This window comes from Bordetella genomosp. 2, from assembly GCF_002261345.1.
Lineage (GTDB): Bacteria > Pseudomonadota > Gammaproteobacteria > Burkholderiales > Burkholderiaceae_B > Bordetella_A.
Genome location: NZ_NEVT01000009.1, coordinates 478,064 through 503,227, shown reverse-complemented (window position 1 = coordinate 503,227; position 25,164 = coordinate 478,064). Strand labels below are relative to the sequence as shown.

20 protein-coding genes are annotated in these 25,164 nt (G+C 67.0%); 6 read left to right on the top strand and 14 right to left on the bottom strand.

The annotated features are described in order from the left end of the window. The first annotated feature begins 4 nt into the window (after positions 1-4). Complete coding sequence (locus CAL24_RS23840) at positions 5-1,753, top strand: bifunctional protein-serine/threonine kinase/phosphatase (RefSeq protein WP_094808096.1); 1,749 nt, start codon at positions 5-7, stop codon at positions 1,751-1,753. An 8-nt stretch (positions 1,754-1,761) separates the two neighbouring features. On the opposite strand, the gene CAL24_RS23835 is transcribed toward CAL24_RS23840, so the two are convergent. The 12 genes from CAL24_RS23835 to CAL24_RS23780 form a co-directional block, all read right to left on the bottom strand. Next, positions 1,762-3,525: a monovalent cation:proton antiporter-2 (CPA2) family protein gene (locus CAL24_RS23835; protein ID WP_094808095.1), complete on the bottom strand. Its 1,764-nt coding sequence runs from the start codon at positions 3,523-3,525 to the stop codon at positions 1,762-1,764. 31 nt (positions 3,526-3,556) lie between these two features. Then, on the bottom strand, positions 3,557-4,216 hold the full coding sequence (locus CAL24_RS23830) for a response regulator (protein ID WP_028353896.1): 660 nt from the start codon (positions 4,214-4,216) through the stop codon (positions 3,557-3,559). A 16-nt stretch (positions 4,217-4,232) separates the two neighbouring features. Next, a complete protein-coding gene (locus CAL24_RS23825) occupies positions 4,233-6,170 on the bottom strand; it encodes a type IV pili methyl-accepting chemotaxis transducer N-terminal domain-containing protein (RefSeq protein ID WP_094808094.1) in 1,938 nt (645 codons plus the stop codon). Positions 6,171-6,254: 84 nt separating this feature from the next. Then, positions 6,255-6,908 (bottom strand): carbonic anhydrase, encoded by a 654-nt coding sequence (locus CAL24_RS23820; protein ID WP_028353898.1) that lies wholly within the window; start codon positions 6,906-6,908, stop codon positions 6,255-6,257. Between the two features lie 29 nt (positions 6,909-6,937). After that, positions 6,938-7,927 (bottom strand): GTP 3',8-cyclase MoaA, encoded by a 990-nt coding sequence (gene moaA, locus CAL24_RS23815; protein ID WP_028353899.1) that lies wholly within the window; start codon positions 7,925-7,927, stop codon positions 6,938-6,940. Positions 7,928-7,937: 10 nt separating this feature from the next. After that, on the bottom strand, positions 7,938-8,684 hold the full coding sequence (locus CAL24_RS23810) for a peptidylprolyl isomerase (protein WP_094808093.1): 747 nt from the start codon (positions 8,682-8,684) through the stop codon (positions 7,938-7,940). 46 nt (positions 8,685-8,730) lie between these two features. Beyond that, positions 8,731-9,414 (bottom strand): respiratory nitrate reductase subunit gamma, encoded by a 684-nt coding sequence (gene narI / locus CAL24_RS23805; protein WP_094808092.1) that lies wholly within the window; start codon positions 9,412-9,414, stop codon positions 8,731-8,733. Between the two features lie 18 nt (positions 9,415-9,432). Next, positions 9,433-10,077 (bottom strand): nitrate reductase molybdenum cofactor assembly chaperone, encoded by a 645-nt coding sequence (narJ, locus tag CAL24_RS23800; RefSeq protein WP_028353902.1) that lies wholly within the window; start codon positions 10,075-10,077, stop codon positions 9,433-9,435. 16 nt (positions 10,078-10,093) lie between these two features. Further along, positions 10,094-11,659, bottom strand: a complete 1,566-nt coding sequence (narH, locus tag CAL24_RS23795; protein WP_028353903.1) for a nitrate reductase subunit beta — start codon at positions 11,657-11,659, stop codon at positions 10,094-10,096. Next, the gene (locus CAL24_RS23790; RefSeq protein WP_028353904.1) at positions 11,656-15,399 is read right to left on the bottom strand and encodes a nitrate reductase subunit alpha; all 3,744 of its coding nucleotides are present in this window, start codon (positions 15,397-15,399) and stop codon (positions 11,656-11,658) included. Before CAL24_RS23790 ends, narH begins: the two co-directional genes overlap by 4 nt. 152 nt (positions 15,400-15,551) lie before the next feature. Continuing rightward, complete coding sequence (locus CAL24_RS23785) at positions 15,552-16,940, bottom strand: NarK family nitrate/nitrite MFS transporter (RefSeq protein ID WP_094808091.1); 1,389 nt, start codon at positions 16,938-16,940, stop codon at positions 15,552-15,554. Positions 16,941-17,013: 73 nt separating this feature from the next. Next, positions 17,014-18,267, bottom strand: coding sequence for an MFS transporter (locus CAL24_RS23780; protein ID WP_094808090.1), 1,254 nt, complete (start codon positions 18,265-18,267; stop codon positions 17,014-17,016). 167 nt (positions 18,268-18,434) lie between these two features. Between CAL24_RS23780 and CAL24_RS23775 the strand changes: the two genes are divergently transcribed. Together CAL24_RS23775 and CAL24_RS23770 are read left to right on the top strand one after the other, a co-directional pair. Beyond that, positions 18,435-18,983, top strand: a complete 549-nt coding sequence (locus CAL24_RS23775; RefSeq protein ID WP_249278621.1) for a DUF924 family protein — start codon at positions 18,435-18,437, stop codon at positions 18,981-18,983. A gap of 98 nt (positions 18,984-19,081) precedes the next feature. Continuing rightward, positions 19,082-20,032 (top strand): IS481 family transposase, encoded by a 951-nt coding sequence (locus tag CAL24_RS23770; RefSeq protein ID WP_094808088.1) that lies wholly within the window; start codon positions 19,082-19,084, stop codon positions 20,030-20,032. On the opposite strand, the gene CAL24_RS23765 is transcribed toward CAL24_RS23770, so the two are convergent. Beyond that, positions 20,029-20,319 (bottom strand): Ada metal-binding domain-containing protein, encoded by a 291-nt coding sequence (locus tag CAL24_RS23765; protein ID WP_051439361.1) that lies wholly within the window; start codon positions 20,317-20,319, stop codon positions 20,029-20,031. The genes CAL24_RS23770 and CAL24_RS23765 overlap by 4 nt on opposite strands. Continuing rightward, a complete protein-coding gene (gene ada / locus CAL24_RS23760; RefSeq protein WP_094808087.1) occupies positions 20,316-21,389 on the bottom strand; it encodes a bifunctional DNA-binding transcriptional regulator/O6-methylguanine-DNA methyltransferase Ada in 1,074 nt (357 codons plus the stop codon). The genes CAL24_RS23765 and ada overlap by 4 nt, the downstream gene beginning before the upstream one ends. 422 nt (positions 21,390-21,811) lie before the next feature. On the opposite strand from ada, the gene CAL24_RS23755 reads away from it, so the two are divergent. From CAL24_RS23755 to CAL24_RS23745, 3 genes are all read left to right on the top strand, one after another. Continuing rightward, positions 21,812-22,489: a response regulator gene (locus tag CAL24_RS23755; protein WP_028353910.1), complete on the top strand. Its 678-nt coding sequence runs from the start codon at positions 21,812-21,814 to the stop codon at positions 22,487-22,489. 85 nt (positions 22,490-22,574) lie between these two features. Beyond that, positions 22,575-23,951, top strand: coding sequence for a sensor histidine kinase (locus tag CAL24_RS23750; protein ID WP_051439369.1), 1,377 nt, complete (start codon positions 22,575-22,577; stop codon positions 23,949-23,951). Between the two features lie 116 nt (positions 23,952-24,067). Continuing rightward, on the top strand, positions 24,068-25,063 hold the full coding sequence (locus tag CAL24_RS23745) for a Bug family tripartite tricarboxylate transporter substrate binding protein (protein ID WP_028353912.1): 996 nt from the start codon (positions 24,068-24,070) through the stop codon (positions 25,061-25,063). Positions 25,064-25,164 lie beyond the last annotated feature (101 nt).

The following is a 25,164-nucleotide window of genomic DNA, read 5'->3' as shown; positions in this document are numbered from 1 at the left end:
GCCGATGGACAGGCCCGCGCACCGTCCCGCGGCCAGCGCGCTCGCGGTCGCCGTGGGGCAGTATTCCGACCGCGGGCGCAAGGCCGTCAACCAGGACTTCTTCGGCCTGTGCGTGCCGCCGGCGCCGCTACTGGACGTCAAGGGCATTGCCATCGCGCTGGCCGACGGCATCAGCAGCAGCGACGTCAGCCACATCGCGAGCGAAACGGCGGTCGCCAGCTTCCTGGAGGACTACTACTGCACGCCCGAGACGTGGCCGGTGCGGAAGTCGGCGCAACGCGTGCTCAGCGCCGCCAACGCCTGGCTGCACGCGCAGACGCGCCAGAGCCGGCACCGCCATGACCAGGACCGCGGCTACGTGTGCGCAATGAGCGTGCTGATCCTGAAATCGACCACGGCGCACATTCTGCACGTCGGCGATGCGCGCATATTCAGGCTGCGCGGCGCGACGCTGGAGCAGCTGACCGAAGATCACCGGCTCTGGGTGTCGCGCGACAAAAGCTACCTCAGCCGCGCGCTGGGCCTGTCGCCGCACCTGGAAATCGACTATCACACTCGCCGGCTGGAGGCGGGCGACGTATTCGTCCTGGCTACCGACGGCGTCTACGAACACGTCGACGCGGCCTCGGTGGTCGAGGCCGTCAACACGCACGCCGCCGACCTGGACCGCGCGGCCGAATCGCTGGTCGACCTGGCCTATGCCTGCGGCAGCGGCGACAACCTGACCGTGCAGATCGTGCGGATCGAATCGCTGCCCGGCCCGGATACCGGCGAGATCGGCCGGCAAGCCGCCGCCTTGCCCTGCCCGCCGCTATTGCAGGCCGGCGACGAACTGGATGGCTATCGCATCGTGCAGGAACTGCACGCCAGCAGCCGCAGCCACGTCTACCGCGCCATCGACGGCGCCACCGGCGCCACGGTCGCCCTCAAGATTCCTTCGCTCGACCTGCGGCACGACCCGGCCTACCTGGAACGGCTGCTGATGGAGGAGTGGATCGCGCGGCGCATCGACAGCCGCCACGTCGTCAAGGCATGGGCCGGCGGGCGGCCGCGCCATTACCTGTACACCGTCAGCGAATACCTGGAAGGCCGCACGCTGGCGTGCTGGATGCAGGCCCACCCGGCGCCCGCGCTTGACGACGTGGCGGCGATCATCGAGCAAGTGGCCCAGGGCCTGCAGGCCTTTCACCGGCAGGAAATCCTGCACCAGGACCTGCGGCCGCAGAATATCCTGATCGACGCGGCGGGCACGGCCCGCATCATCGACTTCGGCGCCGCGCGGGTGGCCGGCATCGCCGAAATCGCCCTGGCCGGGCAGGCGCCGCCGGTGCCGGGCGCGGCGCCTTACGCGGCGCCCGAGTATTTCCTGGGCGAACCCGGCTCCCCGCGCTCGGACATCTATTCGTTGGGCGTGATCGCCTACCAGATGCTGACCGGCCGCCTGCCATACGGCGCCGAGGCGGCAAAGGCGGCCACCCGCGCCGCGCAGCGGCGGCTGCGCTACGCCTCGGCGCTGGACGAAACGCGCGCCATTCCAGCCTGGGTCGACAAGGTGCTCGCCAAGGCCGTGCACCCCGATCCCGCAGCGCGCTACCAAGAGCTATCGGAATTCACCTACGCGCTGCGCCACCCGCAGGCCAGCGCCCGCCTGGACGAACGCCCGCCCCTGCTGGAACGCCACCCGGTGGCCTTCTGGCGCGGGTTGTGCCTGGTGCTGGCGGCGCTGCTCGTCGCGCTGCTGGCGCTGCGGTAGCGCCCGGCTTACTGCCGGGGTTCGGCGGACTGGTTGTTCAGCAGCAGCGCGCGGCCGGCGAACAGGCCGCCGGTGACCTCCAGCTGGAAGCGCTCGGCATCGCGGCGGCGGATCTCGTCGGCGATCTCGTCGGACGCCTCGGGCGTGGCGCCCAGGGCCAGCGTGGCCTGGCGGCCCAGCATCATGGCCGACTCGAAGGTTTCGCGGACCTGGTAATCGACGTCGGCCTTGTGCAGCGCCAGGGCATGCTCGCGGTCGAACGCACGCGCCAGCACTTTCGAGTGCGGGCAGACCGCCTTGATGCGCTCGACCATCTGCGTGACCGTGGTGGTGCCGTTGGCGCACACCAGGATCGCCTGGGCGTGCCTGGCCCCGGCGGCATGCAGCACGTCGGTGCGCGTGCCGTCGCCGTAATAGACCTTGAAGCCGAACTCGGCGGCGCTGCGGATCATCTCCGGGTCGTTGTCGATGATGGTGATCTCGGCGCCCAGCGCCAGCATGTGCTGGCTGGCGATCTGGCCGACGCGGCCGAAGCCGATCACCAGGGCGCGGCCCACCTGGTCGTGGGGCGTCTCCAGGCCTTCGGCCGACGCGCCGGCGCGCGGCGCCCAGCGCTTGTGCGCAATCACGGCCAGCGGCGTCAGCGCCATCGACAGCACCACGATGGCGGTCATGTTGGCATTGACGGCCGGGTCGATGACGCCATTGGCCAGCGCGGCCGAAAACAGCACGAACGCGAACTCGCCGCCCTGCGCCATCAGCACGGCGCGATCCAGCGCCTCGGCCGGCGAGCTCCTGGCCAGCCGCGCCGTGCCATAGATGCACAGCCCTTTCACGATCATCATGGCCAGCACCCCGGCCACGATCAGCGGCGCGTTGCGGGCCACCACCGTCAGGTCCAGCGACATGCCCACGCTCAGGAAGAACAAGCCCAGCAACAGGCCCCGGAACGGCTCGATATCGGCCTCCAGCTGGTGCCGGAAGGTCGATTCGGACAGCAGCACCCCGGCCAGGAATGCCCCCATGGCCATCGACAGGCCACCCCATTGCATCAACAGCGCGGCGCCCAGCACTACCAGCAAGGCGGCGGCGGTCATGACTTCGCGGGCCTTGGCTCGCGCCAGCAGGCGGAACAGCGGGTTCAGCAGCCAGATGCCGGCCACCACCAGGGCGGCCACGGCGCCGATCCCGGTGACAACATCCAGCCAGCGCGCCGTCGCCGAGACCGTTTCGTGCTGGCCGCCTTGCGGGGCGATGAACGCCACGATGGCCAGCAGCGGCACGATCAGCAGGTCCTCCAGCAACAGGATGGAGACGATCTTCTGGCCGCGCGGCGTGGCGATGTCGCCGCGTTCGCCCAGCACCTGCATGACGATGGCGGTGGAGGTCAGCACGAAACCCATGGCGCTGATGAAGGACACCGCCAGCGAAAACCCGAACGCCACGCCCACGCCGGTCAGCAGCAGCCCGCACAGCAGCACCTGCAGGCTGCCCAGGCCGAAGATCTCGCCGCGCAGGTCCCACAGGTGCGATGGCCGCATTTCCAGGCCGATGATGAACAGGAACATCACCACGCCCAGCTCGGCGGTGTGCAGGATGGCCTGGGGGTCGCGGAACAGGCCCAGGCCGAACGGCCCGATCACCAGGCCGGCGGCCAGGTAGCCCAGCACCGAGCCCAGCCCCAGGCGCCGGAACAGCGGCACGGCCACCACGGCCGCGCCCAGCAACACCACGACTTTGGACAATTCGCCCGCGCCGGCTTCTACCGCCATGTTTTCCCCAGGTGTCCCGGCGACGCCGGGTTCAATCGTCGGCGACCAGCCCGTGCTCGACGGCGTACACGGCCACTTGCACCCGGCTGGTCAGGTTGAGTTTCTTCAGGATGTTCTGGACGTGGATCTTGACTGTGCTTTCGGCGATGTCGAGCTGCCGCGCGATGACCTTGTTGCTGGCGCCGTGCGCCAGGCATTGGACGATCTCGCGCTCGCGGGCGGTCAGGCGGGTGCGTTCGCCGCCTCCCGCCGCGCCGCCGTGGGCGGCCTGCTCGCGGAAGCGGTCGACCAGCTTGGCCGTCATGTTGTCGGCAATGACCGGTTCGCCGCTGGCGGCGCGGCGGATCGCCGCCGTCAGCGCGTCGGCGTCGATGTTCTTGACCAGGTAGCCGCTGGCGCCGTCGCGCAGCGCCTGGCTGAGCTCGTCGGCCTCCTCGGAAACCGTCAGGATCACCACCGCGCTGCCCGGGACGTCCTGCACCAGCAGCTGCAAGGTTTCCAGGCCCGACAGGCCCGGCATGTTGAGGTCGAGCAGGATGACGTCCGGCAGGAACTCCTTGGCGCGCTTGATCCCTTCCAGGCCGTCGGAAGCCTCGGCCACCACCTGGAAGTCGGGCTGCCGCTGCAGCAGCAGCCGCACGCCCGAGCGGAACAGGCTGTGGTCGTCGATGAGCAGAATGCGTATGGCCATGGAATACGGGAAGCTTTCAAGCCGCCCGGCGCTCGGTACGCGGCAGTACCAGCTGCACGGTGGCGCCGGCGCCCGGCCGGGACGTCAGTTTTATCACAGCGTTGAGCCGCGCGGCGCGCTCGCGCATGATGTGCAGGCCGATGTGGCATTCTCCCCGCTGGCCCACTTCCTCCGGATCGTAGCCGACGCCATCGTCGACCACCTCCATTTCGAAATCCCGGTCGTTGCGCAGCGCCACCCGCACGTGACGGGCCTGCGCATGCTTGCGCACATTCGACAACGCCTCCTGCAGGATGAACAGCACCTGCAACTGCTGCTCGGGAGCCAGCGGGCGGTCGTTGCCGTACTCGACATCCAGCTCCACCTCGATGCCGGTCTGGCGCTGGAACCGCAGCACGGCTTCCTCGATGGCGTCCGGCAATTCGCCCTGGTCCAGCTTGGTGCGGAAGTTCACCAGCAGTTCGCGCACGTCCTGGTAGCTTTCCTCGACGCCGGTGCGCAGCAGCGGCACGATTTCCCGCAGGTCGTCCTGGTCGCCGCGCTCCAGGGCGTCATCCAGCAACTGCAGTTGCAGCTTGAGGAAATTCAGGCCCTGCGCGATGCTGTCGTGCAGCCCCTGGGCCATCAGGTTGCGCTCGCGCACCACCGCCAGCTGCCGCGCCTTGGCGTCCAGGCGGCGGTTCTCGAGCGCCACGCCCAGGTGCTGCCCGAGCGTCTCGAGCAACTGGGTTTCGGCCGTGGAGACCTGCCGCGCGTTGCGGAAATGCAGCGAAAACGAGCCCAGCACCTCGTCGCGCGCCACGATGCGGAACACGGCCAGGCTCACGAAGCCCTCGTTGGCGCAATGCAGGCCGCCGGAAGCCGGCGCGACGCCCCGCAGATCGCGGATCACCTGCATCCCCTGCTGCGTGGCCACCCCGCAATAACAGCCGTCCGCCTGCATGCAGCGCTCGGCTTCGGTCAGCTCGGCCGACAGGCCTTCGGCGACCAGGATGCTGAGCCGCTCGTCGGAGGTGTCCAGGGCGCGCACGCTGCCTCCCTCGGCGCCGAACTGGCGCATGACGCGCTGCAGGAAACCCCGGCACATCGCCTCGATGCTGTTGGGCTGGTTCAGGAACGCCGCCATGTCGTACAGCGCGCCGATGTCGCGGTTCTGCGCCTCCAGCTCGGCGGTTTTCTGCCGCACCCGGTCTTCCAGGTCGCGGTAGAGGGTTTCCAGCTTGTCGGCCATCAGGTTGAACCCCCGGGCCAGCAGGCCGAATTCGTCGCGGGTCTCGACCGGCAGGCGGGTGCTGAACTCGCCGGCGGTCATGCGCTGCAAGCCGTCGCGCAACCGCAGCACCGGCGAGATGATCCATAGATACAGCAAGTAGATCATCGCCACCGTGCCCACGCTGCCGATGCCGGCCAGCACCCCCTGGGACAGGCGCAGCGAGGCGGTCTTGTCGGCGTTGTCGAGCTCGATCATGCGCACCAGCTTGTCGGCCTCGGCCACGAAGACCGGCATGGCGGCCAGGTAGGCGGTCATGTCGTCGTCCCGCTGCGCCTGCGCCGCGGCAGGCTTCAAGGTGTCGTTCCAGAGCCGCGTGACGACGCCCAGCTGGTCGCGGATGGCGGGATCGGCCGGCAGGAACAGCGGTCGCGACGGGTTGCCGCGCGCCAGCAGGGCCAGGGTGTCGTCCTGCGCCTGCACGATGGCGCCGACACGTTCGGCGCGGTCGGGCCCCGGCTGCATCAGTTCGACACTGACGCGGTTGGCCATCATGCGCAGGCTGCCGGTGTCGTTGATGGCGGCGCCAGCGCCCTCCAGGCCCCACGACAGCCACAGCGTCCAGGCCACCATGCTCAGCACCACGGCCAGGGCGAACAGCGAACTGGCGATGATGCGGGTAGGCAGGCGGTCCCGCAGGGTGGGCAGGCCGTCCGGCCCGACCGGAAATTCAGAAGCAGTCATGGCGCGATGCCAGCGAGTGGACTCCTGCAGTGTAGCTTTTTTCATGGTGCGAAAGCCGTCCGCCGCCTTGCGCCGGATAGAGGGTCAGACCATTGGCAAAAAGGCGTCGGCGCGCGGCGAATACGCCAGCAGCGCGCCCGCGTCCAGGTCGAAATACCAGCCGTGCAGGCTGATGGCGTCTTGCTCCATGCGGCGCCTGACGGGCTCGAACGCTTCGAGGTTGCGCAGCGAAATGAGTATCGACGCCTGCTCGCAGGCGCGCCGCTGCTCGGCCTCGCTGGCATGCGGCAATTGCCGCATGACACGTTCGCGGGCCGGCTCGGCGATGTGGACCCAGCGTCCGATGTAGTCCTCCGTGCCCTGGTGATCCAGGCGCTGCTCCATCAGCGCGCGGATGCCGCCGCATTGGCTGTGGCCCAGCACGATGATGCGTCCCACGCGCAACTGCTCCACGGCGAACTGAATGGCGGCCAGCACGCCCTGCTGGCCGCCGTGGTCCTCGGGCAGCGGCACCAGGTTGGCGACGTTGCGCACCGTGAAAATATCGCCGGGATCGCAGCCCAGCAGCAGCGCCGGGTCGACGCGCGAATCGCAGCAGCCGATCAGCAGGGTGCGCGGGCATTGTCCCTGGCGCAAGCCGCGGAACAACGCGGGCGAATCGTCGAAATATTGCTGATGGAAGCGCTGGAAGCCGTTGATGAAGCGTTCCAGGTCGTGGGTGTGGGTGGCGGGCTCCATGTGTGAAGCTCCTTCTAGCGTGATCGGGCCTACCCGCCGGTCTGCGCCATGAACCGGACGATGCGCTCGGGCCGCGCATTGAAATCGTGCTTTTCAGGCTTGCCGGCCACGGCGGCGACGATGGCGCTAGCCAGCTCGGCATCGCTGGCACCCCGGCGCAGCAGCGCGCCCAGCGGCACGCTGGCCTCGTCCCCGAGGCACGGGTAGAGGGTGCCGTCGGCGCCCAGGCGCACGCGGTTGCAGGCGGCGCAGAAGTGCCGTGACATCGGCGTGATGACTCCCAGCGTGGCCAGCCGGCCGTCGGCGCTCCAGTAGCGCGCCGGGCCGGCGCCCGGCGCCTGCAACAGCGGCACCAGGCCGTGGCGCGCCGCCAGGCGCGCGCCCAGCCGGGACAAGTCCATGCCGCGGGTCTGCCGGCCGGTATCGCCCACCGGCATGGGCTCGATCAGGCGCAGGATGAACTGGCGTTCGACGGCGTAGGCCAGCAAGCGCTCCAGCCCGGCGATGGACGTGCCGGCCGGCACCACGGCGTTGAGCTTGATGGGTGCGAAGCCGGCGGCGCGGGCCGCCTCCAGCCCATGCAGCACGTCGGCCAGGCAGTCGCGCCCGGTGACGCGGGCATAGGCGGCGGCATCCAGGGTGTCCAGGCTGACGTTGAGCCGCTGCACGCCGGCGGCGCGCAGCGCGGCGGCGTGACGCGCCAGCCGGGTGCCGTTGGTCGACAGCGACAGGTCCGCCAGCCCGGGCAGCGCCGCCAGCTCGCGGGCCAGGTCCGCCAGGCCGCCGCGCGTGAGCGGCTCGCCGCCGGTCAGGCGCACCTTGCGGACGCCCAGGCGGGTAAAGATGCCGACCAGGCGCGCCATCTCGGCATGGCCCAGCCACTGCGCGGGCAGGTCGAAATCCTTGAAGTCGGCGGGCAGGCAGTAGAAGCAGCGCAGGTCGCAGCGGTCGGTCACCGACACGCGCAGGTAATCGATGCGGCGCTGGAAACCATCGACGAGAGCGAAGGGCGCGTACATGGCGGCAGGCTCACTGTATCAAGGCGCCATCGGCGCCTTCGAGTTCGATGCCTTCGATACGGGCGCGCCCCACCAGCAGCCGCAGGTACTGGCGCCATGCCGTATCGCGGCTGGCCGTGCCGAGCGCCAGCGCGATGCGGCCCGCCACCTGGGGGTACGGCAAGGGGCGGCCGGGCACGTGGCGCCTGACGCGCACGATGTGCAGCCCGTGGCGCGTCTCCACCAGCCGCGGCAGGATGGTGCCGGCCGGCGCCCCGAAAACGGCGCGCTCGAATTCCGGCACGGTGTCGCCACGCCCGAGCTGGCCCAGGCTGCCGCCGACGGCGGCCGACGGGCAGTTCGACAGAGCCCGGGCCCGTTCGCCGAACCGCCCGGGCTCGGCCAGCACTTCCTGCAGGACCGCTTGCGCCCGCGCGCGCAGGCGGTCGAGGTCGACGTCGGGCGTCACCTGGAAGAGGATGTGGTCGGCCTCCACCAGCTCGCCCACCGAGAACCGGCCAGGGTGGGTGTCGTAGTGGCGGCGGCAGGCGGCTTCGTCGGGTTCGGGCGCGCCGGCCTGGGTACGGAGCAGGGCGTCGATCGCGGCATCTTCATCCTCGGCGGCCAGGCCCAGCCGCTGCGCCTCGTCCAGCAGCACGCGGCGCAGCACCAGGGCGGTCATGGCGCGCCGCTGCGGGTTGTCCGCGTCGGCATGATGAGGCAGTTCTCGTTCTAGTTCGGCATCGGTGAGCTCGACGCCATTGACGATGACAGGCATTTTTCTCTCCGTGCGGCGCCACCGGATGGGCCGGCGGCGCCGCGGTTCAACGCGGCCGCACCAGTTGCCAGGCGCGGCCCAGGTAGCCCAGCGAGGCGAAGCCGCTCCAGACATGCACCAGCCGCGTGAACGGGAAGATGACGAACAGCGTCAGTCCCATGAACAGGTGAGCCTTGAACAGCAGCGGCGCATCGGCGATGTAGCTGGCGGCATCGCCCTGGAAGGTGACGATGTGCTGGGCCCAGGTCATGAACAGCACCATCATGTGGCCGTCCATGTGGCCGGCCGAGACGGTGATGGTCGACAGGCCCAGCAGCAGCGTGGCCAGCAGCCACAGCAGCAGCAGCTTGTCGCCCGGCCGCGTCACCCGCGCGATGCGCGGATGGGTCAGGCGCCGGTACAGCAGGATGAGCAGGCCCGCCAGGCATATGGTCCCCATGACGCCGCCGGCGATCATGGCCACGGCCTGCTTGACGGTGTGCGAAACCCCTAGCGTGTCCCACACCACGACCGGCATGAGCAGCCCCACCAGGTGCCCGAAGAACAGGCCCAGGATGCCCACGTGGAACAGGATGTTGCCCAGCCGCAGCGAGCCGCGATACAGCAGCTGCGAACTGTCGCTCTTCCAGGTGTATTGCTCGCGCTCGAAGCGGGCCAGGCTGCCGAACAGGAAAATGGCGAGCGCAATGTAAGGATAGATGCCGAATAAGAACTGGTGGATGGTATTCACGGACGGTCTCCCGGGCGATTAATGGGCGCTGCGCGCGCGCGGGTGGAAGTGCACGACCTGCGTGCCGGCCGATGCGTGGGGCAGCAGCGGCTCGACGCCGTCGGCGCCTACGCCGTAGGCCTCCATGACCTCGTCCATGTCGCGTACGGGCGGCTCGGTCTGTTCGCGCGGCACGACGTCCGTCATGCCGCGCAGCACGGCGAAGATCGTCGAGTACGGGCTGCCGTGGCGCGCCAGCCTGGCGCCGATGGCGGCCAGCACGTGGATCGCCTCGTCGAGCAACTGCCGGGCCTGGCCCGGATCGATCAGCCCGAGCAATTCCAGGAACAGCGGGACGTAGTCGGGCAGTTCGGCCGCGCCGGGCTCGAAGCCGTGGCGACGGTATTCCTGCAGCAGGTCCACCATGGCCTGGCCACGGTCGCGGCTTTCGCCGTGCACGTGCTCGAACAAGTGCAGCGAATGCGACGGGTTGCGGTCGAAGGTCGCGACGTAGTTCTCCTGCAGCGCGATCAGGTCGTGGGTCTTCAGGTAGTCGGTCAGCGGCGCGAGCAGGTCCTGCGCTTCGGGGTAGGCATCCAGCCCGTCGTCGATCTCGAGCAAGGCATCGAGGAGGTCCTGCTCGGGGTAGGACAGCAACGCGGAAAGAATTCGGTAAAGGCTCATGTCGAATGCTCCATGCTCAAGTCAGGGCCGCTTTCTTGCGCGACTTGGGCATCTCGATGAATATCTCGCTGCCTTGCGGCTTCTTGCCGAACAGGGCGCCCTCGGACACCCCTCCCGAGCAGCCGTTGCCGAACGTGAACCCGCAGCTGCCCTTGTCGTTGAAACTGTCCTCGACCATCTCCTTGTGGCTGGACGGCACGACGAAGCGGTCTTCATAGTTGGCGATGGCCAGGATGCGGTACATGTCGCGCACGGTGGCCCGGTCGAGCCCGACATCGTCCAGGATGCCGTCATCGCGATCGCCGTGGACGGCTTCGGCGCGCTGGTATGCGCGCATGGCCAGCAGGCGCTCGAGCGCCTGGCGCACCGGCGTTTCATCGCCGGCCGTCAGCAGGTTGGCCAGGTACCGCATGGGGATGCGCAAGCTCGACACGTCGGGAATCACCGCCGTCTTGCCCACCGTCTTGTGCGGCATGTGGCCGGCCTCGGCGGCGGACTGGATCGGCGACAGCGGCGGGATGTACCAGACCATCGGCAGGGTGCGGTACTCGGGGTGCAGCGGGAAGGCGATCTTCCATTCGCAGGCCATCTTGTAGACCGGCGAATGGCGCGCCGCCTCGAGCCAGGATTCCGGGATGCCCTGGCGGCGCGCTGCGGCGATGACGTCGGGCGAATCCGGGTCGAGGAACAGGTCGAGCTGCGCTTGGTACAGGCCGCGTTCATCCGCCGTGGCGGCGGCGCTGTCGATGCGGTCGGCGTCGTACAGCAGCACGCCCAGGTAGCGGATGCGGCCCACGCAGGTCTCCGAGCACACGGTCGGCTGGCCTGCCTCGATGCGCGGAAAACAGAACGTGCACTTCTCGGCCTTGCCGCTCTGCCAGTTGTAGTACACCTTCTTGTAGGGGCATCCCGAGATGCACATGCGCCAGCCGCGGCATTTGTCCTGGTCGACCAGCACGATGCCGTCGTCCTCGCGCTTGTAGATCGAGCCCGACGGGCAACTGGCCACGCAGGCCGGGTTCAGGCAGTGTTCGCACAGGCGCGGCAGGTACATCATGAAGGTGTTCTCGAACGTCGAGTACATTTCCTTCTGCACGCCTTCGAACAGCGCATCACGGCTGCGCGAGCTGAACTCGCCGCCCAGGTCGTCTTCCCAGTTCGGGCCCCAGTGGATCTTCTCCATTTTCTTGCCGGTCAGCACGGACACGGGGCGCGCAGTCGGCGGCGTCTTGCTCAGCTTGGCCTGCTGCAGGTGCTCGTAGTCGTACGTGAACGGCTCGTAGTAGTCGTCGATGGCGGGCAGGTTGGGGTTGGCGAACAGGTTGGCCAGGATCTTCAGCTTGCCACCCTGGCGCGGTTCGAGCTTGCCGGCGCCGTTGCGCGTCCAGCCGCCGTTCCAGCGCGACTGGTTTTCCCATTCCTTCGGGTAGCCGATGCCCGGCTTGGTCTCGACATTGTTGAACCACGCATACTCGACGCCGTCGCGGCTGGTCCACACGTTCTTGCAGGTCACGGAGCAGGTATGGCAGCCGATGCACTTGTCCAGGTTCAGCACCATACCGACTTGGGCACGGATCTTCATTTTGCGCTTCCTTCCTCGAGCTGCGGGTGGCCCAGCGGGCCTTCCATCCAATCCACTTTGTTCATCTTGCGCACTACCACGTACTCGTCGCGGTTGCTGCCGACCGTGCCGTAGTAATTGAAGCCATAGGCCTGCTGCGCGTAGCCGCCGATCATGTGGGTGGGCTTGAGCACGGCACGCGTCACCGAGTTGTGGATGCCGCCGCGCATGCCGCTGGTCTCGGCGCCAGGTACGTTGATGATCTTTTCCTGGGCGTGGTACATCAGGCACATGCCGACCGGCACGCGCTGGCTGACCACCACGCGCGCGGTCAGCGTGCCGTTCACGTTGAACACTTCCACCCAGTCGTTGTCCACCAGGCCGGCCTGCTTGGCCTCGACCTCGGACACCCAGACGTGCGGCCCCCCGCGGCTGAGCGTCAGCATGCGCAGGTTGTCCGAATAGGTGCTGTGTATGCCCCATTTCTGGTGCGGCGTGATCCAGTTCAGCACCAGCTCGCGTTCGCCGTTCGGGTAGCGGCCCAGCATCGGCGCCACGGTGCGCGTGTCGATCGGCGGCTTGTAGGCGCAGAAGCCCTCGCCGAAATCGAGCATCCAGCGATGGTCCTGGTAGAACTGCTGGCGGCCGGTCAGCGTGCGCCACGGTATCAGTTCATGCACGTTGGTGTAGCCGGCGTTGTAGCTGACTTCTTCGCTTTCCAGGCCGGACCAGGTCGGCGCCGAGATGATCTTGCGCGGCTGCGCCTGGATGTCGCGGAAGCGTATCTTGTCGTGCTCGCGGCCCACCGCCAGGTGGGTGTGGTCGCGGCCGGTGACCTTGCCCAGCGCTTCCCACGCCTTGACCGAGACGTGGCCGTTGGTTTCCGGCGCGAAGGTCAGGATCATCTCCGCCGCGTCGATGGCCGTCTCCAGGCGCGGCCGCCCTTCGCTGATGCCGGGTTCCTCGACGCGGCGGTTGAATGCCGCCAGTTCGTGCACTTCGTGCTCGGTGTTCCAGGTGATGCCCTTGCCGCCATTGCCCAGTTTGTCCAGCAGCGGCCCGACCGAGGTGAACTTGCGATAGATGTCGTTGTAGTCGCGCTCGACCACCGTCATGGCGGGCGCGGTCTTGCCCGGCACCAGGTCGCACTCGCCCAGTTTCCAGTCCTTCGGCTCGAACGCCTGCCCCAGTTCGGCCGGGGTATCGTGCAGCAGCGGCGTCAGCACCAGGTCCTTGCGCTTGCCCAGGTAGGGCCCGCCGATCTCGCTGAACTTGCGCGCGATGAGCTTGTAGATTTCCCAGTCGGTCTTGCTTTCCCACAGGGGCTGGACCGCTTCGGACAGCGGATGAATGAACGGATGCATGTCCGACGTGTTCAGGTCGTCCTTCTCGTACCAGGTGGCGGTGGGCAGCACGATATCGCCGTACAGGCAGGTGGTGCTCATGCGGAAATCCAGCACGGTCAGCAGGTCGAGCTTGCCTTCGGCTGCTTCTTCGCGATAACGCACCTGCGCGGGCTTGATGGCGTCGGCCTCGTCGCCGAACACGGCGTTCTGGGTGCCCAGCAGGTACTTCAGGAAGTATTCGTGGCCCTTGCCGCTCGACCCCAGGATGTTGGACCGCCAGACGAACATGTTGCGCGGGAAATTGGCGGGATCGTCCGGGTCGTCGCAGCTCATCTGCAATTCGCCGCGCTTCAGGCGCGCGGCCGCGTACGCGACCGGATCCTCGCCGGCCGCCTCGGCCTGCGCCGTGATGTCCAGGGGGTTGGTCTGCAGCTGGGGGGCCGACGGCAGCCAGCCCATGCGTTCGGACTTGGCGTTCAGGTCGATCATGCTCAGCCCGGCGTAGCGCGCGGCGTCCGCGGTGGGCCCCAGGATGTCGCTGACCGGCAGCTTTTCATGGCGCCACTGGCTGGTATGCGCGTAGAAGAACGACGTGCCGTTCATGTGCCGCGGCGGACGCGACCAGTCGGTGGCGAACGCCAGCGGCGCCCAGCCGAACTGCGGGCGCAGCTTTTCCTGGCCCACGTAATGGGCCCAGCCGCCGCCGCTCTTGCCTACGCAACCGCACATCATCAGCAAGTTGATGATGCCGCGGTAGGTCATGTCCATGTGGTACCAGTGGTTCAGCGCCGCCCCCACGATCACCATGGACTTGCCCTGGGTATCGTGGGCGTTCTGGGCGAACTCGCGCGCCACCTGGATGACCAGGTTGCGGGGCACCGAAGTGTGTTTTTCCTGCCAGGCCGGGGTATAGGGAACATCGTCGTCGTAGGACGCGGCCACGTTGGCGCCGCCCAGCCCCCGGTCGACGCCGTAGCTGGCCATCTGCAGGTCGTACACCGTGGCCACGCAGGCCTGGCTGCCATCGGCCAGGGTGATGTACCGCACCGGCACGTTGCGCACCAGCACGCTGCCATGCTCGCCGCCGAAGTACGGGAAACCCACGCCCACCACGGCATCGTGGCCGTCGATCAGCGACAGTGCGGGATCCACCTTGCGGCCGCTGCCGCCATCGTGGGGCTCGAGGTTCCAGCGGCCCGCCTTGGCACCCCCGTCGACCGCGGCTTCGCCCCAGCGAAAGCCGATGCTGCCATTGGGCACCACCAGCTCGCCGGTCTGCGCGTCGATGAGCAATGTCTTCCAGTCGGGGTTGTTGTGCTGGCCGAGGGCGTCGTCCAGTTGCGAGGCGCGCAGGAAATGGTCGGGCACCAGGCAGCCGTCGCGCGCGGTCAACTGCACCAGCATCGGCATGTCGGTGTAGCGCTTGGCATAGTCGCGGAAGTAATCCGATGCGCCGGCGTGGTGGAATTCTTTCAGGATGACATGCCCCATGGCCAGCGCCAGCGCGGCGTCGGTTCCCTGCTTGGGCGCCAGCCAGATATCGCCGAACTTGACCATTTCGCCGAAGTCGCTGGACACCGCTACCGTCTTGGTGCCCTTGTAGCGGACTTCGGTATAGAAGTGCGCGTCGGGCGTGCGGGTCTGCGGCACATTCGAGCCCCAGACGATCAGGTACGTGGAGTTGTACCAATCGGCCGATTCCGGCACGTCGGTCTGTTCGCCCCAGATCTGCGGGCTGGCCGGGGGCAGGTCGCAGTACCAGTCGTAGAAGCTCAGGCAGGCGCCGCCGAGCAGGCTCAGGTAGCGCGCGCCCGCCGCGTAGCTGACCATGGACATGGCCGGGATGGGCGAGAAGCCGATCAGGCGGTCGGGCCCGAAACGCTTGATGGTGTAGGCATTGGCCGCGGCGATGATCTCGGTGGCGGTGTCCCAGTCGGCGCGCACGAAGCCGCCCAGGCCGCGCACCGACTTGTAGCGCCTGGCCTTGACCGGGTCCTGGCTGATGGATTCCCAGGCCGCGATCGGATCCATGGTCTTGCGCGCCTCGCGCCACATCTCCATGAGGCGGCCGCGGATCATCGGGTATTTGACGCGCTGCGCCGAATAGACGTACCAGCTGTACGAAGCGCCGCGCGGACAGCCGCGCGGCTCGTGATTGGGCAGGTCGGGCCGGGTGCGCGGGTAGTCGGTCTGCTGGGTTTCCCAGGTGATCAGGCCGTTCTTGACATAGACCTTCCACGAGCACGAACCGGTGCAGTTGACGCCGTGCGTCGAGCGCACGACCTTGTCGTGCTGCCAGCGGCTGCGATAGGCGTTTTCCCAGGTGCGGTCTTCGTTGACCACTTCACCGTGGCCACCCGCGAAAGTGGATTTCACCCGCGACATGAATTTCAGTCGATCGAGGAAATGGCTCATTGTGTTCTCCGTGTACGCCGATGGGGCCGGCGTGTACCAGTTACTACTCTATTGAGGCTGGGCGCCCCCCACCATTCATCGCTGGTAGAGGGTCGCCACATCAAGCGGACTAGTCCTGATGAGTCGAAGTGACTAGTCACCGGCAGGCCGGATCAGCACGGCACCGGCGCGTTGCGGCGCGCGTAGTACCACCAGGTTATGCACAGGCAGCTGACGTAGAACGCAATGAAGCAATACAGCGCCGCGCTCACGCTGCCCGTCATCTCGAGCGAGGTGCCGAAGCTGCGGGGAATGAAGAAACCGCCGTAGGCGCCGATGGCGCCGGAGAAGCCGAGCACCGCCGCGGACTCCTTGCCGGCGTCCATCACGGCCTGCTTTTCGGCCTGCGGGCCTTGTCCTTGCGCGGCCAGGGTGCGCTCGTGCAGGAAGATCACGGGAATCATGCGGAACGTCGAGCCGTTGCCCACGCCGGTCAAGGCGAACAGCACGATGAACATCGCCAGGAAGGCCGGGAAGTTGCCGGCGCTGCCCTGGCCGGGCACGAAGGCCAGCACGCCGAGCACGGCGCCGATCATGCCGGCGAACACCAGCAGCGTGACGCGCGCGCCGCCGATCTTGTCGGAGATCCAGCCGCCCAGCGGCCGTGTCAGCGAACCCACCAGCGGCCCCAGGAACGCGTAGGTAACCGGGTTGACGCCCGGGAACAGCGCCTTGGTGAGCATGGCGAAGCCGGCCGAGAACCCGATGAACGAGCCGAACGTGCCGATGTACAGCCAGCACATCAGCCAGTTGTGCTTGCGCTTGAAAATGACGGCCTGGTCGGCGAAGGAGGCGCGGGCGTCGGCGATGTCGTTCATGCCGAACCAGGCGGCCAGCGCCGACACCAGGATGATGGGCACCCAGATGAAGCCGGCGTTCTGCAGCCATATCCGGTGTTCGACGCCATCGACGACAAAGCGCTGCGGGTCGCCGCCCAGCGTGCCGAACACGCCCATGGTGATGATGACCGGCACCACGAACTGCACCAGCGACACGCCCAGGTTGCCGATGCCGGCATTCATGCCGGTGGCGAAGCCTTTTTTCTCCTTGGGGAAGAAGAAGCTGATGTTGGCCATGCTGGAACTGAAATTGCCGCCACCGAAGCCGCACAGCAGCGCCAGCGCCAGCAGGGTCGGGTAGGAGGTGGTCGGGTCGCGCAGCGCGAAGCCCATGCCGATGGCGGGAATGAGCAGGGTGGCGGTGGAGATCGCGGTCCAGCGGCGGCCGCCGAACACCGGCACCAGGAACGAATAGAAGATGCGCAGCGTGGCGCCGGACAACGCCGGCAGCGCCGTCAGCCAGAACATCTGGTTCTTGGACAACAGGAAGCCGGCCTTGTCCAGGTTGACCACGACGACGCTCCACAGCATCCAGATGCAGAATGCCAGGCTGAGCGCCGGTATGGATATCCACAGGTTGCGGTTGGCGATGCGGGCGCCGGTGGTGCGCCAGAAATTCTGGTTTTCCGGTTCCCAGCGGGTCAGGACATAGCTACTGGACATGATGCTCTCGCGGGCTGATGAGCCGGACGGCGGGCCGTCCGGCAGGGATGGGGGATGAATGCCGATGGCGTCGTCAGGCGGCGCGCATGGCCGGCTGGCGCATTTCGGGGCGGAAGCTGTAGTGCATCCAGATGAGCGAGACGCACACCGTGCCGTACATCAGCATGAAGGCGCTGGAGCGGATGCCGGTCAGGTCGAGCAGGGCGCCGAACAGAATGGGCAGCACGAACCCGCCGAGGCCGCCGGCCAGGCCGACAATGCCGGACACGGCGCCGATGTTGCTGTCGAATTCATCCGAGATGAACTTGAACACCGAGGCCTTGCCGATCGCCATGGCGATGCCGACCACGAACATCAGGACGGTGAACATGGTGGGGCCGAGCACCAGCGAGAATTCGCGCGCGCCGGTATCGGTCTGGATGATGAAATGCGTCTGGGGATAACTGAGAATGAAGAAGGCGACCCAGCACACCCACATGACCCACCAGGTGGTGCGGTAGGCGCCGTATTTGTCGGATATCCAGCCGCCCACCGCCCGCAGTACGCCGCCAGGCAGCGAAAAGCAGGCTGCCAGCAGCGCGGCGATTTTCATGTCGAAACCGTACTCGCCGACGTAGTACTTGGTCATCCACAGGGCCAGCGCCACGTACCCGCCGAACACCACCGAGTAGTACTGGCAATAGCGCCACACGCGCGGGTAGCGCAGCATCGCGATCTGGGCCGACAGGCTCGCCCCGCCGCGCACGTTGTGGGCCGGGTTGGTGGCGGAGAACAGCCAGAACAGGATAGCGGTGACCAGCAGCGCGACGGCGTAGACCTTGGGCACGATGACCCAGGCGCCGCCGGCCGCGGCGATGAGCGCCGGCGCGACGAACTTGGTGAGCGCCGAACCGGAGTTGCCGGCGCCGAAGACACCCATGGCCAGGCCTTGCCGGTTGCGCGGGAACCAGCGCGCCACGTAAGGCGTGCCCACGGAGAACGAACCGCCGGTCAGGCCGACGAACAGGCCCAGCAACAGGAACTGCCAGAACTCGGTGGCATAGGCCAGCAGCCAGATGGCCGGCACGGAGACGAGCATCAGCAGGAAGAACACGATGCGGCCGCCGTAGCGGTCGGTCCAGATGCCCAGCGGCACGCGAATGAGCGACCCGCTCAAGACCGGCGTGGCGGCCAGCAGGCCGAATTCGGTTTCGGACAGCCCGAGCTGGTTCTTGATCGGAATTCCCAGCACGGCAAAGATCATCCATACCGCGAAGCAGATCGTGAAAGCGAACGTGCTCGAGATCAGGACACGGGTCGCGGCGCCCGTGGAAGACTGGTTGGCCATGATTGCTTGCTCATGTCATTGGACATGCCTGCAAGATAGGCTCGCCATGCGCGCGTGAATATTCGCCGAGAGACCTGCCGGACCACTGCAATGTGACTAGTCCTTGCGCCGCCATGCAGGGTATGCTCGCCGCAGCGACATGCCGTCAAACCCGGAGGAAACCGATCTTGAACAAGCCCCATGACGACCCGGACGCCGTGGTCCGGTTCTGGCGCGAAGCGGGTCCCGAGCGCTGGTTCCGCAAGGACACGGCCTTCGACCAGGCATTCCGCGAACGTTTCCTGGACCTGCACATGGCTGCCGCCCGGCGTGAACTCGATCACTGGGAAAGCAGCGCGCCCGGCGCGCTGGCGCTGCTGATCCTGCTGGACCAGTTTCCGCGCAACGCGTTCCGCGGCACCGGGCACATGTACGCCACCGATCCGCTGGCCCGCTACTACACGCGCCGCCTCCTGGAGGCCGGCCACGACGCGCGCATCGAAACGGGCATGCGGGTGTTCTGCTACCTGCCCCTGTCCCATTCTGAAAGCCTGGACGACCAGCGCCAGTCGGTGGCGCTGCAACGCCAGCTGGGCGAGCCCTGGCTATACCACGCGGAAGATCACCTGCGCATCGTCGAGCGCTTTGGCCGTTTCCCGCACCGCAATGCGCTGCTGGGGCGGGACACCACGCCCGAGGAGCAGGCCTTCCTGGACGAAGGAGGGTTTGCCGGCTAGCTGTGAAGATTCAATAGGTTGTATGCATGGTTCATCCGAACCGGATTTGAGAAACTGGAAATCGCCAAACCCCCAGTTCACTCAAGGAGTCCGGCCGGATGAACACCCATAAGCATGCCCGACTGACGTTCATACGTCGACTTGAAATGGTCCAACAACTGACCGCCAAGCAATTAAGCGCTCCCGAGGCAGCCGTGGTCTATGGGGTGACTGCGCCCACGGTACGCAAGTGGCTGGGGCGGTTCCTGGCCCAAGGCCAGGCGGGCCTGGCCGACGCGTCCTCGCGCCCGGCGGTCTCGCCCCGAGCGATTGCCCCGGCCAAGGCGCTGGCCATCGTGGAGCTGCGCCGCAAGCGGCTGACCCAGGCGCGCATCGCACAGGCCCTGGGCGTGTCCGCCAGCACCGTCAGCCGGGTCCTGGCTCGGGCCGGGCTGTCGCGCCTGGCCGATCTGGAGCCTGCCGAGCCGGTGGTGCGCTACGAACACTCGGCCCCAGGCGAGTTGTTGCATATCGACATCAAGAAGCTGGGCCGCATCCAGCGCCCCGGCCATCGCGTCACGGGCGATCGGCGCGATACCGTCGAGGGAGCTGGCTGGGACTACGTCTTCGTGGCCATCGACGACCACGCTCGCGTGGCTTTTACCGATATCCATCCCGATGAACGTAGCCCCAGCGCATGCCAGTTCCTACGGGATGCCGCGTCTTATTACGCCGCCCTGGGCGTGACCATCAAGCGGCTGCTGACCGACAACGGCTCGGCCTTCCGTAGCCATGCCTTCGCCGCCTTGTGCCGCCAATTGGGCATCAAACACCGCTTCACGCGCCCTTATCGGCCCCAGACCAATGGCAAGGCCGAGCGGTTCATCCAGTCGGCATTGCGAGAGTGGGCCTATGCCTACACCTATCAAAACTCACAGCACCGAGCCCTGGCCATGAATTCCTGGTTACACCACTACAACTGGCATCGACCTCACCAGGGCATCGGACGCGCCACACCCATCTCCAGACTCAACCTGGTTGGATACAACGTCTTGACACTTCACAGCTAGCGTGCGCGGGCGGCCTTCCATGCCGCGTAGGGCCCGGGCAGGCAGACGGCGCACGGCCGGTAGCCGGCGGCCAGCGCGGCGGCCTCGTCGGCGAAGAATACCCGGTAGCGCACATAGCCGCCGCGCGCGATGGCCAGCCGCGCGGCACGGCAATCCAGGCGCCCATAGATGCGGGTGCCGCGGTGTCCGCCGAGCGTGCCCGGCCGCTCGCTGCAGTACTGGCGGCCGTCCGGGCCGGTCAACCGCCACCGCCCGCCAGGCGCGCCAGGTGCCGGCCCGCCAGTCATGCCGCCTCGCCCATGGCATCCGCTTCCCGGCGCAGCAGTTCGCGCTTGCGTTCGACCCCCCAGCGATACCCGGACACATCGCCGTCGCGCCGGACGATGCGGTGGCAAGGTATGGCCACCGCCAACGGATTCGCCCCGCACGCCTGGGCCACTGCCCGCACAGCCTTGGGTGCGCCGATACGGCGCGCGATATCGGTATAGCTCGCGGTCTGCCCGGGCGCGATGTCGCGCAGCGCTTGCCAGACACGCTCCTGGAAGGCGGTGCCGCGCACGTCCAGCGGCAGGTTCAGGCCCAGGGCCGGCGCCTCCACGAAACCCACCACCTGTGCGACCAGTTGCTCGAATTCGGGATCGCCGCCGCGCAGCCGGGCGCGCGGGAAGCGATCCTGCAAATCGCGCACCAGCCGATCGGGATCGTCGCCCAGCCAGATGACGCAGATGCCGCGCTGGCTGCGCGCCACGAGTATCGAGCCAAGTGAGCACTCACCCACGGCAAAGTCTATATCTGTATTGGGTCCGCCAGCCTTGTAGTCGGCTGGCCGCATGCCCAGCAGGCGCCCCGAAGCTTCATAGAAGCGGCTGTTGGAGTTGAACCCTGCGCCATAGATCGCCTCGGTCACCGTACCGGCGCCGTTCAATTCCTGGCGTAGCCGATGGGCGCGGTAGGCGTCCGCATAGGCCTTGGGCGTCAGCCCCGTTTCGGCCCTGAACAGGCGGTGAAAGTGAAAGGTGCTCAGGCCGGCCTGGCGGGCCAGGGTCTCCAGGCTGGGCGGCGTCTCGGCGCGCTCGATATGCCGGCAGGCTTGCTCCACCAGGGCCGTGCGGCGGGCGGCGGCGCTGCCGCGGTCCGCTGTCGCGCGGCGGCTGGGCCGGTAGCCGGCGGCTTCCGCCGCTTGCGGCGTATCGAAGAATTCGACGTTCTCGCGACGCGGCAGGCGGGCCGAACTGCTGGGCCGGCAATACACTCCGGTGGTGCGCACGGCATAGACGAAGCTGCCGTCGGCCCGGGCGTCGCGCGCCTGCACGGCGGCCCAGCGGGCGTCATCGGTTTCATAGGCAACGGGCGGCATGGTGGATCCAGGAGTAGGCATATCGGCACTGTAGATCAGAATTCAATCGCAAGAACCCTGGTTCTTGCGATTGAATTCCTCAAGTTGAAAGTAAGTATTCACCCTAAAGAAATATGCCGCCGTCTTCCCAACACCCGCCCTGTGGATAACCTCTAAGATGCGCCGCTGTGCACAGCGTGTGGACCCCAGTTGAACAAGCCGCCCATTTCCATCCGGGCCGAAAAGTTGTTCAACTTGCGTCCTGGCGCCAAACAGAAGTCCTGCACACCCAAAAAACGCTGCAAGCGCATGAAATAGAATCGCTTTTTTGAGTTGATGCAGTTATCCACAGGCCTTATTAATCATCATTCTTTATATAAAGAAGAAAAGAGGAGAAAAACATCTATGCCTACCAGCGCCACCATCCCGCCTGAATTCAACCCATGCGCATCCTGCTGATAGAAGACGAAGCCGAGCTGGCCCGCTGGCTGTCCCGCAGCCTCGCCCGCCATGCCGGCTTCGTGGTCGAATGGGCCGATGACGGGGTATTGGCGGAACGCCGCCTGGCAGTGGAAGAGTTCGACGCGGTCATCCTGGACCTGGGCCTGCCGGGCATGGACGGCCATACCTTGTTGTCCAAAATTCGCGCGCGCGACGACCGTACCCCGGTGTTGGTGCTGACCGCGCGCGACTCGCTGGCGGAGCGGGTGGGCACCCTGCATGAAGGCGCCGACGATTTCCTGCCGAAACCGTTCGTGCTGGAAGAACTCGAAGCCCGCTTGACCGCGCTGATCCGCCGCAGCCGCGGCCGCGAACATCCGCGCTTGTCGCTGGGCAACCTGGTGCTGGACACTTCTACACAGCGTTTCACGGTACAAGGCCAACCTTTGCAGTTATCCCCACGCGAACACGCCGTGCTGCGGGTGCTCATCCAGCGCAGCGGCGAACCGATGAACAAGCAGCAGATCCTCGACCGCATCCAGACCGACGATTCCGACGTCAACCTCGAAGCCATCGAAGTCCTGGTGCACCGCCTGCGCAAGAAGCTCACCAATACCGGTGTACAAGTCGTCACGCTGCGCGGCATCGGTTATTGCCTGGAGGCCGTGGTTGAAAAATAGGCTGCGGGCATGGCTGCGGGCGGCGCCCCACCGCACGCTCAAGTCGCTGCTGTTGTGGTGGCTGATCCCGGCCCTGGTGTTCATCATGCTGGTGGCGCTATGGCTGTCGAACCACCAGTTGCGCACCCAGGTAGACCTGGCCTATGACCGCTCGCTGTCAGGAGCGCTGCGTTCCATCGACCACAACATATCCACAGCCAGCGGTGGATTAGCCATGGAACAGCCGTACTTGATGCTGGAATTCTTCGAGTTGACGGCCAATGGCAGCGTGTACTACCGGGTCGCCACCGAGGACGGCCTGGCGGAAATCGGCAGCCCGGGGCTGCCGTTGCCGGAAAAACCGCTCATTTCCGGACAACCGCAGTTCTTCTATGCGGAATACCAGGGGCAGCAGGTACGGGTGGCGGCCCTGGCGCGGCCCATGGACCCGCCGCTGTACAACGACCACGGCGGGCGCGTCATCGTGCAAGTGGCCGAAACGCTCGAATCGCGCCAGGACTTCCTCGACCGGGCGCTGCTGCGCGCGCTCGAGCGCGACATCGTGGTCATCCTGATCGTCATCGTGGTGGTGGTCTGGAGCGTGTTCATGGTGGTCCGTCCCCTGGAACGATTGCGCCAGGATGTGGAAAACCGCTCTACAGACGATTTAAGCCCCGTGAGCGCATCGGACATCCCGGGTGAGGTCGTACCCCTGGTCGACGCGATTAACCTCCACATGGCCCGTTTTGCGGCCCAGGCGAGGCTGCAGCGGCAGTTCCTGGACGACGCATCGCATCAACTGCGCACGCCGCTGTCGGTCCTGCGCACCCAGACCGCCTATGCGCTGCGCGAAACCGACCCCGAAGAAGTCCGCGCCGTGTTGCTGGCCATGCAAGAAGGCCTGGACCGGGCCGTGCGCACCACCAACCAGATGCTGTCGCTGGCGCGCGCCAAGGACGCCACCCTGGCCGAAGGCGGGCTGGCGCCCGAGCGGGTCGACTTGGCCGAGGTCGCCCAGGGGGTCATCCGCGCCCTGTTGCCGGCGGCGCGGGCGCGCCGGCTGGACCTGGGGCTGGAGGCTTCCAGCATGCCGGTCTGCATCCAGGGGGTCGACTGGCTGTTGCGCGAGGCGCTCAGCAACCTGGTCGACAACGCCATCCGCTACACGGCGCCCGGCAGCCAGGTCACCGTGCGGGTCTATGCGGACGAACGCTATGCCCGGGTCACCGTGGAAGACAGCGGCCCGGGCATGTCGGCCGAGGACATCGCGCGCGCCAGCGTGCGGTTCCGGCGCGGCGCCGCCGGCAAGAACCGGCCCGGCGCCGGCCTGGGGCTGGCCATTGTCGGCACTATCGTCGAAATCCATGGCGGCAAGATGGTGCTCGAGAACCGCACGCCGCAGGCCGGCCTGCGGGCGGCATTGGTGTTTACCCTAGGTTCGTTCCGGAATGCTGCGGCGCGGCATGAAATTGACGGGTTCTGAAAGCTTCTGGAAAGCCTGGGTTGGTTACGGTTCTGATCCGTTGGCCCTTGGTCCGCCTGCTGCGTGCCGGGCCCGCCTACGACGACATCTAAAAAGCGATTCACGGAGACCGCAAGATGCATACTTTCCTGAAAGCCCGCCTGGCGGCGATTCTGGGCGCTTGTGCGCTGTTGGCGGGCACGGCCGTCCAGGCCGCGGACGAACCCCGCCGGCCTGAATGTATCGCCCCGGCACAGCCCGGCGGCGGTTTCGACCTGACGTGCCGCCTGGCTACCGAAGGCCTGAAACAGAGCGGGGCCCTGAAAGAACCGATGCGCATCGTCTACATGCCGGGCGGCATCGGCGCGGTGGCCTACAACAACATCGTGGCCCAGCATCCCGACGAGCCGGGCACCATCGTGGCCTTTTCGGGCGGTTCGCTGCTGAACCTGGCGCAAGGCAAGTTCGGCCGCTACAACGTCGACGACGTGCGCTGGCTGGCCGGCATCGGCACCGACTACGGCGTGGCGGTGGTGCGCGATGATTCGCCCTACAAGACGCTGAAGGACCTGATGGAAGCCTTCAAGAAGGATCCCACCAAGATCGTCCTGGGCGCCGGCGGCACCGTGGGCAGCCAGGACTGGATGAAAGCCGCGCTGACCGCGAAGGCGGCCGGCGTGGATTTCCGCAAGATGCGCTTCGTGGCCTTCGAAGGCGGCGGTGAAACCGCCACGGCGCTGCGCGGCGGACACATCCAGGCCTACATGGGCGACGCGGCCGAAGCCTTCACCATGCTGGAAGGCGGCGCGCCCATCCGCGTGCTGGCGGTGTTCAGCGACGAGCGCCTGCCCGGCAAGCTGAACTCGGTGCCCACCGCCAAGGAGCAAGGCTACGACATCGAATGGCCGATCATCCGCGGCTTCTACGTCGGTCCCAAGGTCTCGGACAAGGATTACCAATTCTGGGTCGAGGCCTTCAACAAAACCATGGAATCGCCCGAATACGCCAAGCTGCGCGAGCAACAAGGACTGTTCCCGTTCAACAAGACGGGCGCCGAGCTCGACGCCTACGTCAAGGAGCGCGTGAAGATGTACCGCGAATTGGCCGACAGCTTCGGGCTGATCAAGAAGTAAGGCATGGGGCGGCGCCGGCCGCCCCTGGTTCCATGCCGCCGCGTTTCACGCTACATGAGGCGCGCTCTGCGTCGACGGCGGCTTTGCGCTCTCTGGAAACC

Bases quoted from the DNA above. Each gene is read 5' to 3' on its own strand.
- CAL24_RS23840 (WP_094808096.1), top strand. From the start codon at position 5: ATGGACAGGCCCGCGCACCGTCCCGCGGCCAGCGCGCTCGCGGTCGCC.
- CAL24_RS23835 (WP_094808095.1), bottom strand. From the start codon at position 3,525: ATGGCGGTAGAAGCCGGCGCGGGCGAATTGTCCAAAGTCGTGGTGTTG.
- CAL24_RS23830 (WP_028353896.1), bottom strand. From the start codon at position 4,216: ATGGCCATACGCATTCTGCTCATCGACGACCACAGCCTGTTCCGCTCG.
- CAL24_RS23825 (WP_094808094.1), bottom strand. From the start codon at position 6,170: ATGACTGCTTCTGAATTTCCGGTCGGGCCGGACGGCCTGCCCACCCTG.
- CAL24_RS23820 (WP_028353898.1), bottom strand. From the start codon at position 6,908: ATGGAGCCCGCCACCCACACCCACGACCTGGAACGCTTCATCAACGGC.
- moaA (WP_028353899.1), bottom strand. From the start codon at position 7,927: ATGTACGCGCCCTTCGCTCTCGTCGATGGTTTCCAGCGCCGCATCGAT.
- CAL24_RS23810 (WP_094808093.1), bottom strand. From the start codon at position 8,684: ATGCCTGTCATCGTCAATGGCGTCGAGCTCACCGATGCCGAACTAGAA.
- narJ (WP_028353902.1), bottom strand. From the start codon at position 10,077: ATGAGCCTTTACCGAATTCTTTCCGCGTTGCTGTCCTACCCCGAGCAG.
- narH (WP_028353903.1), bottom strand. From the start codon at position 11,659: ATGAAGATCCGTGCCCAAGTCGGTATGGTGCTGAACCTGGACAAGTGC.
- CAL24_RS23790 (WP_028353904.1), bottom strand. From the start codon at position 15,399: ATGAGCCATTTCCTCGATCGACTGAAATTCATGTCGCGGGTGAAATCC.
- CAL24_RS23785 (WP_094808091.1), bottom strand. From the start codon at position 16,940: ATGTCCAGTAGCTATGTCCTGACCCGCTGGGAACCGGAAAACCAGAAT.
- CAL24_RS23780 (WP_094808090.1), bottom strand. From the start codon at position 18,267: ATGGCCAACCAGTCTTCCACGGGCGCCGCGACCCGTGTCCTGATCTCG.
- CAL24_RS23770 (WP_094808088.1), top strand. From the start codon at position 19,082: ATGAACACCCATAAGCATGCCCGACTGACGTTCATACGTCGACTTGAA.
- CAL24_RS23765 (WP_051439361.1), bottom strand. From the start codon at position 20,319: ATGACTGGCGGGCCGGCACCTGGCGCGCCTGGCGGGCGGTGGCGGTTG.
- ada (WP_094808087.1), bottom strand. From the start codon at position 21,389: ATGCCGCCCGTTGCCTATGAAACCGATGACGCCCGCTGGGCCGCCGTG.
- CAL24_RS23755 (WP_028353910.1), top strand. From the start codon at position 21,812: ATGCGCATCCTGCTGATAGAAGACGAAGCCGAGCTGGCCCGCTGGCTG.
- CAL24_RS23750 (WP_051439369.1), top strand. From the start codon at position 22,575: ATGCTGGTGGCGCTATGGCTGTCGAACCACCAGTTGCGCACCCAGGTA.
- CAL24_RS23745 (WP_028353912.1), top strand. From the start codon at position 24,068: ATGCATACTTTCCTGAAAGCCCGCCTGGCGGCGATTCTGGGCGCTTGT.